Genomic DNA, 16,817 nt, shown 5'->3' with positions numbered 1-16,817 from the left:
GCTTATGAAAATCAAGACATCCATCCATCCTTCCTCCGTCGTGGAGGAAGGCGCACAAATCGGCCAAGGCGTCCGCATAGGACCGCTCTGTTATGTCGGCGCAGATGCCGTGATCGGCGACGGCGTCGAACTGGTCAGCCACGTCTCGGTGATAGGCGCAACGACGATCGGCGCGTCGACCAAGGTCTATCCGATGGCGATACTGGGCGGACCGCCGCAGAACACCAAGCACAAGGGCGGCCGCACCACGCTCGTCATCGGCGAGAACTGCACGATCCGCGAAGGCGTCACCATGCATGTCGGCACCGATACCAGCCGCGGCGAAACGACGGTCGGCGACAATGGCAATTTTCTCGCCTACGCCCACATCGCCCATGACTGCGTCGTCGGCAAGAACGCCACCTTCGCCAACGGCGCGACGCTGGGCGGACACTGCGAAATCGGCGACAACGTCTATATCGGCGGTCTCAGCGCCGTTCATCAATTCGTGCGGGTAGGCGACAACGCTTTTCTTGGCGGGTGCTCGGCTTTTGTGGGTGATGTCATTCCCTATGCCATGGCGGCGGGAAATCGGGCCAGCCTGCGCGGCCTCAACATCATCGGGCTCAAGCGCTCCGGTCTGCCAAGATCCGAGATCTATCTGCTGCGCAGGGTCTATAAGACAATATTCGACCGCTCGCGCACCGTTGGCGAGAACATCGAATTCGCCAAGGCGGAATTCGCCACGTCACCGACCGCCATGAAGATCATCGATTTCATCTCCAGTCGCGGCAAGCGGCACTATGCTGTGCCATCGCTCAAGGGGAGCGATGGCGATGACGGCGATGACGAAGACTGAGGCGGCGGCAGCGGATTTCGTTCTCTCGCCGGGGGCCAGGGTCGGCATCGTCGCCGGCGGTGGCAGTCTGCCGGTGGAAGTCGCGCAAGGCCTGGCCGCGCATGGCTACCCGCCCTTCATCCTCTTGATGGAAGGTGAGGCCGACCGCCGGCAGGAGTTGCTCCGATACGAACACGACAGCCTCGCCCTCGAGCAGATCGGTTCACTGGTGGCGACGCTGAAGCGCCACGGCATCACTCATGTGGTCCTTGCCGGCGAAATCAGACGCAGGCCCCGGCTGACCGACATCCGTCCTAGCCTCGGCTTGCTGGCGATCGTGCCGTCGGTGATCATGGCGCTGGCGCGCGGCGATGACGGACTTTTGAAGGTGGTGACACGCGGCCTGGAGAAGCGGGGCATCAAAGTGGTCGGCGCGCATGAAGTCGTTCCCGAACTGGCCGCCGGCGAAGGCACGCTGACCGCTGCGAAACCAAAGCAATCGGACTGGCGCGACATCGAGGCGGCCAGGCTGGCCGCCAAGGCCATCGGCGCGCTTGATATCGGGCAGGCGGCGATTGCGATCGGAGGCCGGGCCATCGCGCTGGAAGGCATCGAAGGCACGAGCGGCCTGCTCGAAAGAGCGCGCGCGCTGCGCGGCCATGGCAGGCTTGCCGGAAAGACCCGCGGAGTGCTGGTCAAATGCGCCAAACCCGGCCAGGAGCTGCGGGCCGACCTGCCGTCGATCGGGCCGCAGACGGTGGAAGCAGCCCATGCGGCGGGGCTTGCCGGCATTGCCGTCGAAGCGGGGCGCTCTCTCATCCTGGAGGGGCCGGCGACGCTGTCGCGGGCGAATGCGCTCGGTCTGTTCATCGTCGGCCTGCCAGCGGCGGAGCCGGCGCATGGCTGACAAGGCGCTGAAGATCGCAATCGTGGCCGGCGAGGAATCCGGCGACCTGCTTGGCGCCGACATCGTGCGTTCGATCAAGCAGTCGATGGGGCGCGAGGTGCAGCTCGTCGGTCTCGGCGGCCGCCATCTGCAGGCGCTCGGGCTGGTCTCGCCGTTCGACGCCGGCGAGATCGCGCTCATGGGCTTCAGCGCCATCCTGAGTGACCTGCCGCGGCTGATGCGGCGGATCAGTCAGCTGGCCAGGACGGTCGCGGATGCGAAGCCCGACTGCCTCATAACCATCGACAGTCCCGATTTTTCCCTGCGCGTGGCCAGGAAAGTGCGCGCGGCCAACCCCACCATCCCGATCATCCACTATGTCTGTCCCAGCGTCTGGGCATGGCGGCCGGGCAGGGCGGTGGCGATGAAGCCCTATGTCGACCACATCCTCTGCATCCTGCCGTTCGAGGTGAAGGAGCTCGGCAGGCTCGGCGGACCGCCAGGGACCTATGTCGGACATCGCCTCACCCATGACGCGGGCGTGCTCTCGGCAGCCAGGACGCAGGCCCAACCGCGGGATCTTTCGCCGGATCGCCTGAAGACGCTGCTCGTCCTGCCCGGCTCGCGACGCAGCGAAGTGCGGCGGCTGCTCGAGCCGTTTGGGGAGACCGTGTCGATGCTGCGTGCACGCGGGCATCGCCTGCGGCTGATGTTGCCGACCGTGCCGCATGTCGCCGATGTCGTGCGCTCGGCGGTCGCTCGCTGGGACGAGAAGCCCGAGATCATCCTCGACGCTGAGCGAAAGTGGCAGGCCTTCGGCAAGGCTGACGCGGCGCTGATCGCGTCCGGCACGGTTTCGCTTGAACTGGCGCTGTCCGATGTGCCGATGATCTCCTGCTACCGGCTTGACCCTGTTGCGCGCATCGTGGCGCCATATCTCGTTTCGGTCTGGTCGGCGCTGCTACCCAATCTGATATCGGATCGGGCGCTGATCCCGGAATTCTACAACGAGTATGTCAAGCCGAACAATCTGGCCCGCCAACTCGAAGCGCTGTTCGCCGACACAGGCATGCGCAGATGGCAGAAGGACGGGTTCGCCGAGATCGCGCGGCGCATGACAACCGCCAAGCCGTCAGGCGACATCGCCGCGCAGGTGGTGATGGGGTATATCAAGAGAGTGAGTAGTGAGTAGTGAGTAGTGAGTAGTGAGTAGGATTACCGCTCTTTCCCTACTGACTACTGACTACTCACTTATTCACTTCTTCCTTTTTACCGCTTCGCGATCGGCACGTAGTCTCGCTCCGGCGCGCCGGTGTAGAGCTGGCGGGGGCGGCCGATCTTCTGGCGCGGATCCTCGATCATCTCCTTCCACTGCGCGATCCAGCCGACGGTGCGGGCGACGGCGAACAGCACGGTGAACATGGTGGTGGGGAAGCCCAGCGCCTTCAGCGTGATGCCGGAATAGAAGTCGACATTGGGGTAGAGCTTCTTCTCGATGAAATAGGGATCGGTGAGTGCGATCTTCTCCAGTTCCATGGCGATGTCGAGCAGCGGATCGTCCTTGATGCCGAGTTCGCCCAGCACCTCATGCGCGGTCTTTTGCATGATCTTGGCGCGCGGATCGTAGTTCTTGTAGACGCGGTGGCCAAAGCCCATCAGCCGGAACGGATCGTCCTTGTCCTTGGCGCGGGCGATGAATTCCGGAATATGATCGACATGGCCGATCTCGCCGAGCATGTTCAGCGCCGCTTCGTTGGCGCCGCCATGCGCCGGGCCCCACAGGCAGGCGATGCCGGCGGCGATGCAGGCGAACGGATTGGCGCCAGACGAGCCGGCGAGCCGAACGGTAGAGGTCGAAGCGTTCTGCTCGTGGTCGGCGTGCAGGATGAAGATGCGCTCCATGGCGCGCGCCAGGACCGGGTTGATCTTGTATTCCTCGCATGGCACGGCAAAGCACATGTGCAGGAAGTTGGCGGCGAAATTCAGTTCGTTCTTCGGGTAAATGAAGGGCTGGCCGATATGGTATTTGTAGGCCATGGCCGCGATCGTCGGCATCTTGGCGATCAACCGCATCGACGCCACCATGCGCTGGTAAGGATCCGAGATGTCGGTGGAGTCGTGATAGAAGGCCGACAGCGCGCCGACCACGCCGCACATCACCGCCATCGGATGCGCGTCGCGGCGGAAGCCGGTGAAGAAGCGCGACATCTGCTCATGCACCATGGTGTGGCGCGTCACGCGGTAATCGAAATCGTCCTTCTGCGCCTTGGTCGGCAGTTCGCCGTAGAGCAGGAGATAGCAGACTTCCAGGAAGTCGCCATGTTCGGCCAACTGGTCGATCGGATAGCCGCGATGCAGGAGAATGCCGGCGTCGCCATCGATGAACGTGATCTCGGACTCGCAGCTCGCCGTCGAGGTGAAGCCGGGATCGTAGGTGAAGGCGCCGGTGGTGCTGTACAGCGTGGCGATGTCGATGACGTCAGGCCCGACTGAACCACTTCGCACCTTGAATTCGTGCGTCTTGCCGGCGAATTCCAGCTTTGCCGTGGCTTCCTGGGTCTTGCCGCCCAGTTCCCGTCTTGTCGCAGCTTCGGTCATTGCAAACTCCTTCTTGTTTCCTGATGCCGGCAAAGGCAAATTCTGCAAAGCGACACGTCGAAGTCACCGAATGCGCGTATTCGCGACCGCATTTTAGGAAGTGCGTGCCAGATTGGGCCAAGGCTCAATGTTGCACTGCGAAACGCGCCTTTCAATGCCAATCTTCTTGGGCCAGATTGCTCCTAATCGATTTGATCCGCGATGCGCGCCAGGCTCTCCTCGCGACCAAGCACGGCGAGAACGTCGAACACGCCGGGCGAGGTGCTCTTGCCGGTCAAGGCGGCGCGCAAGGGCTGGGCGACGGCGCCGAGCTTGTGGCCGCCGGCCGTCGCATAGTCCCGGATCGCGGCTTCAGTCGAGGCCGCCGTCCAGTCGCCTGAAACCGCCTCGAGGGCGTCGCGAGCGCCACGCAAAATCTTGCGCGCCTCGTCATTGAGCAGCAGGGCTGCCTTTTCGTCGATCGGCAGTGGCCGCGCGGCTAACAGGAAGGCGGCGCCGTCGACAAGTTCGACCAGCGTCTTGGCGCGCTCCTTCAGGCCCGGCAGCGCTGCCAGCAACTGCGCCCTGTTCTTGTCGTCGAGGCGTGCGGCCATCGCCGGGCCGCCCTCGAGATAGGGCAAGGTGGCAATGAAGATATCGAACAGCTCGGCATCGCCCATGCGGCGCATATGGACGCCGTTCAGCGCCTCCAGCTTGGCGAAATCGAAGCGGGCGGCGCCCTTGTTCACATCGCCGATGTCGAACCATGCGATCATGTCCTGGATCGACATGATCTCATCGTCGCCGTGGCTCCAGCCGAGCCGAGCCAGATAGTTCAGCAGCGCTTCGGGCAGGTAGCCCATGGCGCGGTAGGCCTCCACGCCCAGCGCGCCGTGCCGCTTCGACAGCTTGGCGCCGTCGGCGCCGTGGATCAGCGGTATGTGCGACATTGAAGGCACATCCCAGCCCATGGCGTTGTAGATCACGGTCTGGCGGGCGGCATTGGTCAGGTGGTCGTCGCCACGGATGATGTGGGTGACGCCCATGTCGTGGTCGTCAACGACGACGGCATGCATGTAGGTCGGATTGCCGTCCGAGCGCAGGATGATGAAGTCGTCCAGATCCTTGTTGGGAAAGCGCACGTCGCCCTGGACACGGTCATGCACCACCGTCTCGCCTTTGGTCGGCGCCTTGATGCGGATCGCGCCCTTGACGCCAGGAGGCGCCTGCGAAGGGTCGCGGTCACGCCAGCTTCCGTCATAGCGCGGCGGCAGGCCCTTGGCCCGCGCCGCGTCGCGCATTGCCTCAAGCTCGGCAGGGGTCTCGTAGCTGTAGTAAGCCTTGCCCATGCGCACCAGCTCCTCGGCCACCTCGCGATGGCGCGGCGCGCGCTCGAACTGCGAGACGGCGTCGCCGTCCCAGGTGAGGCCGAGCCAAGTCAGTCCTTCGAGAATGGCTGCTGTCGCCGCATCGGTGGAGCGCTCGCGGTCGGTGTCCTCGATGCGCAGCAGCATCGTACCGCCGGTGTGCTTGGCGTAGAGCCAGTTGAAGAGCGCCGTACGCGCGCCGCCGATGTGCAGGTAGCCGGTGGGCGAGGGGGCAAAACGGGTGACAACCTTGTCGGACATACAACTCTCGGGAAACGTCTGGAGCGGGGTGCGGATCACACGCACTTTCGCGCGTCGCGCGTTCATGTAGCATAGGGTGTCGAGGGCGCAAGGGGCAGACCCGATGGCTGGAGCGGGCAGGGGCGCGGAGGAAGGCGAGGACGTCGTTGCCGGCGTCAGCGAACGCTCTTTTTTTGCCACGCCCGCGCCCGCCTCATTGCCGCTGGCGTTGTCGCCCCTACAGCAGCCGGGCAAGTCGCCGCCGGCGGATGTTTCCACGCCGCCCGGCATTCCCGCAGCCGGCGCGGCCGTGCGTCTGCGCCGTGAGTTCGGCCGTGCTTCATGGCCTCGTCTGCGCAACGGCGTGGCCAGAGCGTCCGAGCTCGAACTCGATCGGGGCATAGCCTTCCTGCTCGTGCCGGTGTTCCTGGCATGCGGATCGATCGCCTATTTTTCGCTGGCGGCGGAGCCGGGCTTTGCCAAGCCTGTCGCGGTCGCGATCCTGATGTCGCTGTGCGCGCTCGTTTCACGCTCATGGCCGAAAACGCATCTGTGCTTCATGGCGGCGCTGTTGTGCGCGCTCGGCATGCTCGCCGGCAAAGTCGAGACGTGGCGAGCGGGAACGCGGATGCTGGGCTCGGAAATCTCCACGCAAATCACCGGCCGCGTCGTTTCGGTCGACCAGATGGAGACCGGGCGCATCCGGCTGACCATCGATGTGACATCGACCGCGCGGCCGAAACTACTCTACGCGCCGGAGCGCGTTCGCCTTTCGGCACGCAAGGTGCCGGCTGAAGTGACGGCCGGTTCGCTCGTGACCGGCTATGCCAGGCTGTTGCCGCCGACCGGACCGGTGCGGCCGGACAGCTACGACTTTTCCTTCGACAGCTACTTCGCCGGCATAGGCGCCAGCGGCTTCTTTCTCGGCAACCCCAAAATCGTCTCAGCCGATGACAGGCCGCTGTGGGCCGCCCTTTCAGCCGCCATCGAGAGTGCTCGCGAAAGCATTGCCGACCATATCAGGGGCAGCATCGGCGGTGCCGAGGGCGAGATCGCCGCGGCGCTGATCGTGGGTGTGCGCGCCGGGATTCCCGACGAGATCAATGAAGCGATGCGACGCACCGGCATCTACCACATCATCTCAATTTCCGGGCTGCACATGGCGCTGGTCGCCGGCACGGTCATGGGTCTGCTGCGTGGCGGCTTCGCGCTGTTCCCGAATTTTTCCTCCCGCCGGCCGGTCAAGAAATACGCGGCCGCGGCGGCACTTTTCTCGATCGCCGCCTACCTCGTCATTTCGGGCGTCGTTGTCGCCGCCGAACGCAGCTTCATCATGCTGGCGGTGATGCTGATCGCCGTTCTGTTCGATCGGGCGGCACTCACCATGCGCAATCTGGCTATTTCGGCGATCGCCGTCATCGTGGTGTCGCCGCACGAGGTGGTAGGGCCGAGCTTCCAGATGTCGTTCGCCGCCACCGCGGCCCTGGTCGGCGCCTATGCCGGCTGGTCGGATCGCAAAGCCGACAAAGCGCGGACCCCGCCGCCGCAACGGACCTTGCCTGGCCTGCTGACGCGAAAATTGCTGCTGGCGACAGGTGGGCTGGCGATGACCTCGATTATCGCGGGAAGCGCCACGGCGCTTTTCGCCATCTGGCATTTCCAGCGCGTGTCGCCGCTCAGCCTGTTCGCCAATCTTGCCGTCATGCCGATCGTTTCTGTCGTGATGTTCCTTGCGGTTGCCAGCGCGCTGCTGATGCCGTTCGGGTTCGATGGACCATCCCTTTATCTGATGGGCAAGGGACTGACCGCGATGATCGCCATATCAGGATGGATCTCGCAACGCTCGCCGGTCGACGCGGTCGGGTTGATTTCGCAGCAATCCGTCCTTCTGGTGGCGATCGCCCTGGTCATCGCGACGATGGCCACGACATGGCTGCGGCTGGCGGCACTTCCCTTCGCGCTCGCCGGCCTGTTGACCGTCTCGGACACGCGCACGCCGGACGTGCTGATTTCGGAGGATGCCCGCCTGGTGGCGTTGCCGATCGGCGGCGGCGAGCTCGCGATCAACCGGGCGCGCCCGAACGAATTCACCGTCGATAATTGGAAACGCGCGCTGAAGTCCGAAACCATCGTTGCGCCGGAACTGTTCGACAGCGGAGACCGACAGTTCGACATCTTCGATCCCGCGCAACTTCCGGCGGGAGCGCCTTTCTATTGCTTCACGGGCCTGTGCATGGCCCGGCATACCTCGGGGGCGATCATCGCGCAGGTGGAGGATCGCAAGGACGCCTGGAGGGCCTGCTCCTATGCGGATCTGATCGTCATCAACGACCCCGCGGGCTACGATCCCTGCCACAATCCGCTGGTTCTCGTCATCACCAAGCGGCAGCTCGCTCGTAAGGGAAGTGCCGCCGTCTTCTTCGACCAGCAATCGGCGACGGCACCGGCACGGGTCAGCTTTGCCGTCGACAGGCCATATCGGCCTTGGCACGAACAGCGGAAATTCTCACGCGAGGCAAGGGGACTGCCGCCTTACCGTAAACCCGAAAAGCCCACCGCCGACCCCGCTCAGTAGCGCCTGATCAGGCCGACCAGCTTGCCTTGCACCTTGACCCTGTCCGGTCCGAAAATACGTGTTTCATAGGCCGGATTGGCAGCCTCGAGCGCAATCGAAGCACCCTTTCGGCGGAAGCGCTTCAGCGTTGCTTCCTCCTCGTCCACCAGGGCCACGATGATCTCGCCGGGACTTGCGGTGTCGGCATTGCGGATGATGACCGTGTCGCCGTCGAAAATGCCGGCCTCGATCATCGAATCGCCCTTGACCTCCAGCGCATAGTGTTCGCCGCCCATGATCATGTCAGGCGGCACTGAAATGGAATGCGTCTGATGCTGGATGGCGTCGATCGGCACACCCGCTGCGATGCGACCCATGACCGGGATCGACACCGCTGAAACCGCGTCGTCGTCATTGCCGGCAGCGGGCAGACGCGAAGACGTCGCCGGCTTGATCTGCCGGCTAGGGCTGCTGCCCTGTCCGAGGCTGCCCTGGATGACGCTCGGGGAGAACTTCTTTGCCGCGTTAAGACCCGGCGCGATCGAGTCCGGCAGGCGCAGCACCTCCAGCGCGCGCGCCCGGTTGGGCAGGCGGCGAATGAAGCCGCGCTCCTCCAACGCCGTGATCAGCCGATGAATTCCCGACTTGGAGGCGAGGTCCAGCGCTTCCTTCATCTCGTCGAAGGACGGCGGAATGCCGCTTTCCTTCAGCCGTTCATGGATGAACATCAAGAGTTCATGTTGCTTGCGCGTGAGCATGGCGGCCCCCAAAGGCATTGCACGAAGGGTCTGGAACCAGAATCAGAAAACAAACCCAGAACAAACACTATCTGTTCCAGTTGTGTTCCGCAACCATTTAAAGTTTAATGAATTTGTTAAGGCGACGGAAACGAAATGCCCTCCCGCAGCCAGCATCCTGCCAGCGCGGTCCGTCGTCAATGCGCTCCCAGGCCCTTTGAAACTATTTTGGTTAATGGCCTGTGGCCCGACCGGTCTCCACTCTTGGCACAAGCCTGCAAGCTGGGTGACCGGCAGGTGCGGGGTGCGTTTGGGCGGATTAGAAACCCCTGCGGCTCGTGAACGAAACGAAACCAAAATGCCAACTTCCGCCGGAAAACGGCCAGACACCACCACTGGTCGCGACGGGCTGCGTTCGTTCGTTCGCTTGACGAAACCGTATAATAATGTACGGTTTTCGAAGAGGAACACCAATGACCACGCCGAAGCAGGCCGCGCGACGCGAACGGATAGAGGAGGCCGCCTATGCGGTGCTCCGGGAAGCCGGCTACAAGAGCGCCTCCCTGCTTGCTATCGCCAAGCGGGCATCGGCCTCGAACGAAACCCTCTACAACTGGTACGGCAACAAGCAGACCCTGTTTCGATCCTTGATCGAAGCCAATGCGGGAGAGGCAAGGAAGCTGCTGGAGGACGCCCTTCACCAGGCGCGCGATCCGCTCGAAACCCTGAACTTGCTCGGGCCAGTCCTGCTGACCCTCGTGACGGGCGACAAGGCGGTGGCGCTCAATCGCGCCGCGGCCGGCGACGTCAACGATACAGGCACGCTTGGCCAATCGATCGCGCAATTCGGCCGCAATACCATAATGCCGCTTGTTGGCGACCTGCTTCGAACCGCAAGTCGGGCCGGCCCGATCGCCTGTGACGATCCTGCCGAAGCCGCCGACATCTACATCAGTCTTTTGATCGGCGATCTCCAGGTTCGCCGGATCGTTGGGGTGCTCGAGGAACTGCCTCGGGCGGAAATCGAGCAAAGATCGAACCGGGCGTTCACCCTGTTCTTGCGCCTCTATGCGGCCAGCCCTTGCCCGGGCGGCAAAACAGCCGGCCCGTTTCCAGGGCGCTCTTCTCACCGAGGAACATCGCGACCATGAGCAAAATTCCCGATCTCGCAGCGATCGAGGCAATGGACACCGCGGATCCGCTGCGTGCCATGCGTGACCGCTTCACCTTGCCCCAGGGGGTGATCTATCTCGACGGCAATTCGCTGGGCGCCGCTTCGCCAGCCGTGTTCGGCGAGCTGCAGAAGGCCGCCACGCAGGAGTGGGCGCAGGATCTCATCCGCGCCTGGAACACCGCCGGCTGGTTCGACATGCCGGTCGAACTCGGCGACCAACTCGGGCGCCTGATCGGGGCCGCCGCCGGCCAGACGGTGGTCTGCGATACCACCTCGATCAACATCTACAAGGTGCTGCATGCGGCACTCGGGATGCGGCCGGACAGGTCAGTCATCATCGCCGAGGGGGACAGCTTTCCGACCGATCTCTATATGGCCGAAGGCGTTGCCTCGACGCGGCCGGGCACGGTGCTGCGGCTCGAGGGTGTCGATGCGCCGACCATAGAAGAACTGATCGACGAGCGGGTCGCGGTCATCCTGGTCAACCACGTCAACTACAAATCCGGGCAGTTACGCGACATGGCCGCGCTGACGCGGACGGCACATGATGCCGGCGCGCTGATTGTCTGGGATCTCTGCCATACCGCCGGCGCCTTGCCCGTCGAGCTCGACCGTTCGAATGCCGATTTCGCCGTTGGCTGCACCTACAAATATCTCAATGGCGGCCCGGGTGCCCCGGCCTTCATCTACGCGGCCGAGCGCCACCATGGCGATGTCCGCCAGCCGCTCAGCGGCTGGTGGGGCCATGCGCGGCCATTCGCCTTCGAACAGGGTTTTGCTGCCGGCACAGGCATCCGCCGGTTTCTCTGCGGCACGCAGCCTGTGCTGTCGATGCGCGCGCTCAAAGGGGCGCTCGATGTCTGGAACGACGTCGACATGGCAGAGGTGCGCAGGAAGAGCATGGCGTTGACCGATCTGTTCATCCAACTGGTCGAGGCAAAATGCGGCGCCTACGGCCTCGAACTCGAAAGCCCGCGCGATGGCAATGAGCGCGGCAGCCAGGTTTCGTTCCTCCACCCGCATGGCTATCAGGTGATGCGGGCCTTGATCGAGCGCGGCGTGATCGGCGATTTCCGCGCGCCATCCACGATTCGCTTCGGCTTTACGCCGCTTTATGTCGGCTATGTCGATGTCTGGCAGGCTGTCGAGGTGCTGGAAGACATTTTGCGCACGGACGCGTGGCAGGAGGCGCGTTTCGCCGTCAAGGCGGCGGTGACTTAAGAGCCTGTCGCTCAGAAAAGCGCAGTGGGTTCGGGATAACGATATGCAGTCGGCAAAGCTACGTCAGAGCCGGGTGCGGACCTTCCACAGCTCCGGGAACAACTCCACCTCCAGCATCTTCTTCAGGTAGGACGCGCCCGATGTGCCGCCGGTGCCGCGCTTCATACCGATGATGCGCTCGACCGTGGTGACGTGGTTGAAGCGCCAACGGCGGAAATAATCCTCGAAATCGACCAGCTTCTCGGCGAGTTCGTAGAACATCCAGTAGCGCTGCGGGTCGCGGTAGATGATCTGCCAGGCGACAAGGACCTCTTCGTTCTCGGTCCGCGTTTCGCGCCAGTCCGTACGCCTTGCGTCGGCACCGATGTCGAAGCCGTTACGGGCGAGCAGCAGCAGCGCCTCGTCGTAGAGCGACGGTTGCGCCAGGATCGCCTCCAGTTTCTCGCTGAGGTCCGGCCGGTGCTTGTGCGGTCCGAGCATTGCGAGATTGCGGTTGCCGGCCATGAACTCGATGGCACGGTACTGCCACGACTGGAAGCCCGAGGACTGGCCAAGCGCGTCGCGGAACTCGGTGTATTCGCTGGGCGTCATCGTGCGCAGCACGTCCCAGGCATTGTTGAGCTGCTCGAAGATGCGGGCGACGCGCGAAAGCATCTTGAAGCTCGGTTCGAGACGGTCGGCGCGGATGGAGCGGATTGCGGCGCCGATTTCGTGCAGCGCGAGCTTCATCCAGAGTTCCGATGTCTGGTGCTGGATGATGAACAGCATCTCGTCATGGGCTGACGAAAGCGGCTCCTGCGCCTCGAGCACCTTTTCCAGATGCAGATAGTCGCTGTAGGACATGCGCTCCTTGAACGACATTTCCGCGCCCTCGGCGGACGGGTCGTAGGGCTTGCTCAATTGATCTTCTCCGCGCGCAGCCGGAAGCGCTGGATCTTGCCGGTCTGCGTCTTGGGCAAAGCGGCGATGAATTTTACCGAGCGCGGATATTTGTAGGGCGCGATCGTGGCCTTGACGTGATCCTGCAGACGCTTGACGGTCATTGCGTCTGGCGCCACGCCTTGCACGAGCACCACATGAGCCTCGACGATCTGGCCGCGCTCGGCATCCTCGGCGCCCACCACCGCGCATTCGGCGACATCGGCATGCGCCAGCAGCGCCGCTTCGACCTCTGGGCCGGCGATGTTGTAGCCGGCACTGACGATCATGTCGTCGGAGCGCGCTGCGAAGTGGAAAAAACCGTCCTCGTCCTGCCAGAACGTGTCGCCGGTGAGGTTCCACCCGTCGCGGACATAGTCGCTCTGCCTGGCATCGGCCATGTAGCGGCAGCCGGTCGGTCCCCGCACCGCGAGCCTGCCCGCGGTGCCGCGCGGCACTTCGCGCATTTCGTCGTCGACGACGCGCGCCTGATAGCCGCCAACGGCCTTGCCGGTGGAGGCAGGCTTCATGTCATCGAAGCGGTTGGAGATGAAAATATGCAGCATTTCCGTGGCGCCGATGCCGTCAAGGATCGGCTTTCCGGTTTTCTCAGTCCATTCCTCGAACACCGGCGCCGGCAAGGTTTCGCCGGCCGAAACGGCGACGCGCAGCGACGATAAATCGGCCCCTTCGTCCATGGCCTTGAGCATTGCGCGATAGGCGGTGGGCGCGGTGAAGGAGATCGTCGCTTTGTAGGTTTCGATGATGTGGACCATGTTGGGCGGCGTTGCCTGTTCCAGCAGCGTCGCCGCGGCGCCGAAACGCAGCGGGAAGATGGCGAGCCCGCCAAGGCCAAAGGTGAAGGCCAGGGGCGGCGAGCCGACGAAGATGTCGTCAGGCGTCACCTGCAGGATCTCGCGGGCGTAGGCGTCGGCGATGATCAGGAGGTCGCGGTGAAAATGCATCGTCGCCTTCGGCACGCCTGTCGTGCCTGAGGTGAAGCCGAGCAGGGCGACGTCGTCACGCCCGGTCTGCACCGCGGTAAACGTCACGGGCTTGTCGAGGGCGGCGCGATCGAGTTCGGCGTCGTGGTTGGCGGTGCCGTCGAAGCCGATGACCTGCTTGAGGAACGCGCTGTCCTTGGCGCAGGCGGTCATCTCGTCCATCAGCCTGGTGTCGCACAGCGCTGTGGTGATTTCGGCCTTGTCGACGATCTTGGCGAGTTCGCCGGCGCGCAGCATCGGCATCGTGTTGACCACGACGGCGCCGACCTTGGTGGCGGCCAGCCAGCAGGCCACCATTGCGGGGTTGTTGGCCGAGCGGATCAGCACCCGGTTGCCTGGCTTGACGCCGTAATTCTCGACCAGCGCATGCGCCAGCCTGTTCGTCCAGTCGGATAATTCCTTGTAGGTGCGGCGGCGGCCGTTGCCGATCAGCGCGGTGTGGTCGCCCAACCCTTTCTCGACCAGCCTGTCGGTCAGTTCGACGCCGGCATTGAGCCGTTCGGGATAGTCGAAGCCGTCGAGCAGGAAGTCCGGCCATTGATCCGGCGGCGGCAGGTTATCGCGCGTGAACGTGTCGATATGCGCTGATGGCCCAAGCATTTTCGGCTGCCCCTGTCTGCCTCACGCCCATCGCTGAACAAGGCACAGGATCGCACCAGTCGAAATTTGTTTCAAGCCTAAAATGTTTTGCCCCCCGGAGCATTGACGTTGCCGCTGTCGATCGCCATTGCTATCGGCTGAAACGATGCCGTCCGGGGGAGGGTGCCGATGCTCGAACATCGCATTGCCGATTGGGACAATGCCTACGCCAACGGCGCCAACATCGCCGGCAGCGATCGCTGGCCAGCTGCATGGGTCGAACCGGCGCAGGCATTTCGCGATGCGCTTGCGGCAAAGGGCAGGGCTCAGCTCGACATCGCCTATGGCGACAGGCCGCGCAACCGGCTCGATCTCTTCCTTCCCGCCGGGGCACCCAAGGGGCTCGTCGTGTTCATCCATGGCGGCTACTGGCTGGAGTCCGACAAGGATAGCTGGTCGCATCTCGCCAAGGGCTCGGTTGACAGCGGCTTTGCCGTGGCGATGCCGTCCTATACGCTCTGCCCCGCCATACGCATCGCCGGCATCTCCCACGAGATCGGCGCGGCGATCGGCAAGGCGGCGGCGATGGTCGGGGGACCGCTTATGCTGACCGGGCATTCGGCCGGCGGCCATCTCGCCAGCCGCATGGCGACGACATCAACGCCCCTGGCGGCCGGCGTGGCAAGGCGCGTACGCCACGTCGTTTCGATTTCGGGCCTGCATGACCTGCGTCCGCTTATGCGCACCGGCATGAACGCGGCGCTGAAAATCGATGAAGCCGAGGCGCTGACGGAAAGCCCGGCGCTGCTGCGGCCCATGGATGGCGCTCGCGTCACGTGCTGGGCCGGAGGCGGCGAGCGGTCCGAGTTCTTGCGCCAGAACGCCTTGCTGGCCAATATCTGGACAGGGCTTGGTGCCGTCACGAGCGCGGTGGTCGAGCCGGACCGACATCATTACGACATTGTCGAAGGCCTGGCTGATCCGGTCCATCCGCTGACACGAACTTTGCTTGCGGAGTAGAAAAACGGCGAAACTTCACCTCAGCATTATAACGCTGCAGGCATTTCCTACAGCCGCGGCGGACGCAGACGGTTCGCGCACGATCAGTCCGTTGGCGTCGGCCAGTATCCTCAGCATCGAGGAATCCTGGATGCTGAAAGGGGTTGCCACCAGCATGCCGGCCTCTTGCCTGACCACCGCCCGCACATAGTCCTGGCGCAGATCATTGGCCTGCATGGCGGCGCCCAGCCTTGCCTGACGAATATCTTGCCGGAAATCGCGGCCGCCGAGGCGTGCCAGGAGCGGTTTCAGGAACAGTTGCGAGCAGACGAGGCTCGCCACCGGATTGCCGGGCAGGCCGATGCACCTGATGTCGCCGAGGCGGCCGAACATCAGCGGCTTGCCGGGACGCATGGCGATCTTCCAGAAACCGAGCGTCATGCCTTCGCCGGTCAGCACGTCATGGATCAGATCGTGGTCGCCGACCGAGGCGCCGCCAAGCGTGACGACGACATCAGCGCCGGCCGCGACCGCTTTCCTGACCAGCGCCGCGATGGCTTCCTCGCGATCAGCGGCAATGCCGAGATCAAGCGCATGCGCGCCGACCGATTGCGCGGCGGCGGCGACGCCATAGGCGTTTGACGAAATGATCTGGTCGGGGCCGAGTTCGCTGCCGGGCGGCAGCAGCTCGTCGCCGGTGGCGATGATGGCAACCAGCGGCCGCTTTACGACGCCCACCCGGGGATGGTTGGCCGAGGCGACAAGCGACAGTGCTGCCGGATCGAGCACGCGGCCTTTTTCCAGCAGGATGTCGCCCTCGGAGAAATCGAGCCCGAAGCGGCGGATGTTGCGCCCCTCGGCCGTCGGTTCGACCACCTCGATGCTGCCGCCGCCGAGGTCACGAACGTTTTCCTGGATGACGATGGTGTCTGCGCCTTGCGGCAGCGGAGCACCGGTGAAGATGCGCACGGCCTGCGCCTTGCCGACGGCGCCGTCAAAGCCGCGCCCGGCCGCCGCCACGCCCATCACCGAAAGCCGGGACGGCACGGACGCGACATCGACAGCGCGGACCGCGTATCCGTCCATGGCAGAGGCGTTGAAGGGCGGTTGGGTGCGCAACGCCACCACCGGTTCCGCGAGAACGCGATCCACGGCCTCGAGGAGCGAAACGCTTTCGCTCGCAAGCGGCGCAGCACCCTCCAGCAGGCGTTCGAGCGCTGCTGCGACCGGAAGCAGCGCCATCAGGCGACCGCCCCATCCTCGCCAGCGGCTTTGTAGTCGCCCGACTTGCCGCCGGTCTTTTCGACCAACCGGATGCCGGTGATGACCATGGCACGGTCGACCGCCTTGGCCATGTCGTAAATGGTCAGGCAGGCAACCGAAGCCGCGGTGAGCGCTTCCATCTCGACGCCGGTCTTGCCGGTGACGCGCGCCAGCGCAATGATCTTCAGTCCGGGCAGGGCAGGATCGGGCTCAATGTCGACGGAGACCTTGGTCAAGAGCAGCGGATGGCAGAGCGGGATCAGCTCATGCGTCTTCTTCGCTGCCATGATGCCGGCTATGCGCGCGGTGCCCAGCACATCGCCTTTCTTGGCATTGCCGGCCAGGATCATCTTCAGCGTCTCGGGCCGCATCGAGACGAAACCCTCGGCGACAGCGGTGCGCGTCGTTTCGTCCTTGCCGCCAACATCGACCATGTTGGCCTGGCCCTGCGGGCCGAGATGGGTGAGGGCGGCCGTCATCG

14 protein-coding genes are annotated in these 16,817 nt (G+C 64.0%); 7 read left to right on the top strand and 7 right to left on the bottom strand.

Annotated elements, in window-relative coordinates:
* Nucleotides 1–4 precede the first annotated feature (4 nt).
* The 3 genes from lpxA to lpxB are packed head-to-tail and all read left to right on the top strand — an operon-like array spanning nucleotide 5 to nucleotide 2,895.
* Nucleotides 5–838, top strand: coding sequence for an acyl-ACP--UDP-N-acetylglucosamine O-acyltransferase (lpxA, locus tag FJ942_RS20760; RefSeq protein WP_140498684.1), 834 nt, complete (start codon nucleotides 5–7; stop codon nucleotides 836–838).
* Nucleotides 810–1,724, top strand: a complete 915-nt coding sequence (locus FJ942_RS20755) for an LpxI family protein (RefSeq protein WP_140898792.1) — start codon at nucleotides 810–812, stop codon at nucleotides 1,722–1,724. Before lpxA ends, FJ942_RS20755 begins: the two co-directional genes overlap by 29 nt.
* Nucleotides 1,717–2,895, top strand: coding sequence for a lipid-A-disaccharide synthase (gene lpxB / locus FJ942_RS20750; RefSeq protein WP_140898790.1), 1,179 nt, complete (start codon nucleotides 1,717–1,719; stop codon nucleotides 2,893–2,895). Before FJ942_RS20755 ends, lpxB begins: the two co-directional genes overlap by 8 nt.
* 77 nt (nucleotides 2,896–2,972) lie before the next feature.
* Here the strand turns inward: lpxB and gltA are convergent, their stop codons facing one another.
* Both gltA and gltX read right to left on the bottom strand, forming a co-directional pair.
* Nucleotides 2,973–4,301 (bottom strand): citrate synthase, encoded by a 1,329-nt coding sequence (gene gltA, locus FJ942_RS20745; RefSeq protein WP_140498678.1) that lies wholly within the window; start codon nucleotides 4,299–4,301, stop codon nucleotides 2,973–2,975.
* Nucleotides 4,302–4,483: 182 nt separating this feature from the next.
* The gene (gltX, locus tag FJ942_RS20740; protein WP_140584440.1) at nucleotides 4,484–5,908 is read right to left on the bottom strand and encodes a glutamate--tRNA ligase; all 1,425 of its coding nucleotides are present in this window, start codon (nucleotides 5,906–5,908) and stop codon (nucleotides 4,484–4,486) included.
* A gap of 103 nt (nucleotides 5,909–6,011) precedes the next feature.
* On the opposite strand from gltX, the gene FJ942_RS20735 reads away from it, so the two are divergent.
* Nucleotides 6,012–8,462 (top strand): ComEC/Rec2 family competence protein, encoded by a 2,451-nt coding sequence (locus tag FJ942_RS20735; protein WP_140898788.1) that lies wholly within the window; start codon nucleotides 6,012–6,014, stop codon nucleotides 8,460–8,462.
* On the opposite strand, the gene lexA is transcribed toward FJ942_RS20735, so the two are convergent.
* Complete coding sequence (gene lexA / locus FJ942_RS20730) at nucleotides 8,456–9,199, bottom strand: transcriptional repressor LexA (RefSeq protein ID WP_140498674.1); 744 nt, start codon at nucleotides 9,197–9,199, stop codon at nucleotides 8,456–8,458. The two genes, FJ942_RS20735 and lexA, sit on opposite strands and share 7 nt — an antisense overlap.
* Nucleotides 9,200–9,651: 452 nt before the next feature.
* On the opposite strand from lexA, the gene FJ942_RS20725 reads away from it, so the two are divergent.
* Nucleotides 9,652–10,329, top strand: coding sequence for a TetR/AcrR family transcriptional regulator C-terminal domain-containing protein (locus tag FJ942_RS20725; RefSeq protein ID WP_181167302.1), 678 nt, complete (start codon nucleotides 9,652–9,654; stop codon nucleotides 10,327–10,329).
* Nucleotides 10,326–11,573 carry a kynureninase gene (kynU, locus tag FJ942_RS20720; protein ID WP_140564529.1) on the top strand — a complete coding sequence of 416 codons (1,248 nt, stop codon included), beginning with the start codon at nucleotides 10,326–10,328 and terminating at the stop codon, nucleotides 11,571–11,573. Before FJ942_RS20725 ends, kynU begins: the two co-directional genes overlap by 4 nt.
* 63 nt (nucleotides 11,574–11,636) lie before the next feature.
* Here the strand turns inward: kynU and kynA are convergent, their stop codons facing one another.
* Nucleotides 11,637–12,473: a tryptophan 2,3-dioxygenase gene (gene kynA, locus FJ942_RS20715; protein WP_140498668.1), complete on the bottom strand. Its 837-nt coding sequence runs from the start codon at nucleotides 12,471–12,473 to the stop codon at nucleotides 11,637–11,639.
* Nucleotides 12,470–14,095, bottom strand: coding sequence for an AMP-binding protein (locus tag FJ942_RS20710; RefSeq protein WP_140515363.1), 1,626 nt, complete (start codon nucleotides 14,093–14,095; stop codon nucleotides 12,470–12,472). Before FJ942_RS20710 ends, kynA begins: the two co-directional genes overlap by 4 nt.
* A gap of 168 nt (nucleotides 14,096–14,263) precedes the next feature.
* Between FJ942_RS20710 and FJ942_RS20705 the strand changes: the two genes are divergently transcribed.
* The gene (locus tag FJ942_RS20705; RefSeq protein WP_140632812.1) at nucleotides 14,264–15,094 is read left to right on the top strand and encodes an alpha/beta hydrolase; all 831 of its coding nucleotides are present in this window, start codon (nucleotides 14,264–14,266) and stop codon (nucleotides 15,092–15,094) included.
* Nucleotides 15,095–15,109: 15 nt separating this feature from the next.
* Here the strand turns inward: FJ942_RS20705 and glp are convergent, their stop codons facing one another.
* Both glp and moaC read right to left on the bottom strand, forming a co-directional pair.
* Nucleotides 15,110–16,315 (bottom strand): gephyrin-like molybdotransferase Glp, encoded by a 1,206-nt coding sequence (gene glp / locus FJ942_RS20700; protein WP_140498662.1) that lies wholly within the window; start codon nucleotides 16,313–16,315, stop codon nucleotides 15,110–15,112.
* A complete protein-coding gene (gene moaC / locus FJ942_RS20695; RefSeq protein ID WP_140557169.1) occupies nucleotides 16,315–16,815 on the bottom strand; it encodes a cyclic pyranopterin monophosphate synthase MoaC in 501 nt (166 codons plus the stop codon). Before moaC ends, glp begins: the two co-directional genes overlap by 1 nt.
* Nucleotides 16,816–16,817: the final 2 nt, after the last annotated feature.

The organism is Mesorhizobium sp. B2-4-2 (assembly GCF_006442845.1).
Classification (GTDB): domain Bacteria; phylum Pseudomonadota; class Alphaproteobacteria; order Rhizobiales; family Rhizobiaceae; genus Mesorhizobium.
Note: the sequence above shows the minus strand (reverse complement) of the source record. Positions and strands in the feature narration are given on the sequence as shown.

Coding starts and splice junctions, on each gene's coding strand:
- lpxA (WP_140498684.1), top strand. CDS start 5: ATGAAAATCAAGACATCCATCCATCCTTCCTCCGTCGTGGAGGAAGGC.
- FJ942_RS20755 (WP_140898792.1), top strand. CDS start 810: ATGGCGATGACGGCGATGACGAAGACTGAGGCGGCGGCAGCGGATTTC.
- lpxB (WP_140898790.1), top strand. CDS start 1,717: ATGGCTGACAAGGCGCTGAAGATCGCAATCGTGGCCGGCGAGGAATCC.
- gltA (WP_140498678.1), bottom strand. CDS start 4,301: ATGACCGAAGCTGCGACAAGACGGGAACTGGGCGGCAAGACCCAGGAA.
- gltX (WP_140584440.1), bottom strand. CDS start 5,908: ATGTCCGACAAGGTTGTCACCCGTTTTGCCCCCTCGCCCACCGGCTAC.
- FJ942_RS20735 (WP_140898788.1), top strand. CDS start 6,012: ATGGCTGGAGCGGGCAGGGGCGCGGAGGAAGGCGAGGACGTCGTTGCC.
- lexA (WP_140498674.1), bottom strand. CDS start 9,199: ATGCTCACGCGCAAGCAACATGAACTCTTGATGTTCATCCATGAACGG.
- FJ942_RS20725 (WP_181167302.1), top strand. CDS start 9,652: ATGACCACGCCGAAGCAGGCCGCGCGACGCGAACGGATAGAGGAGGCC.
- kynU (WP_140564529.1), top strand. CDS start 10,326: ATGAGCAAAATTCCCGATCTCGCAGCGATCGAGGCAATGGACACCGCG.
- FJ942_RS20710 (WP_140515363.1), bottom strand. CDS start 14,095: ATGCTTGGGCCATCAGCGCATATCGACACGTTCACGCGCGATAACCTG.
- FJ942_RS20705 (WP_140632812.1), top strand. CDS start 14,264: ATGCTCGAACATCGCATTGCCGATTGGGACAATGCCTACGCCAACGGC.
- glp (WP_140498662.1), bottom strand. CDS start 16,315: ATGGCGCTGCTTCCGGTCGCAGCAGCGCTCGAACGCCTGCTGGAGGGT.
- moaC (WP_140557169.1), bottom strand. CDS start 16,815: ATGACGGCCGCCCTCACCCATCTCGGCCCGCAGGGCCAGGCCAACATG.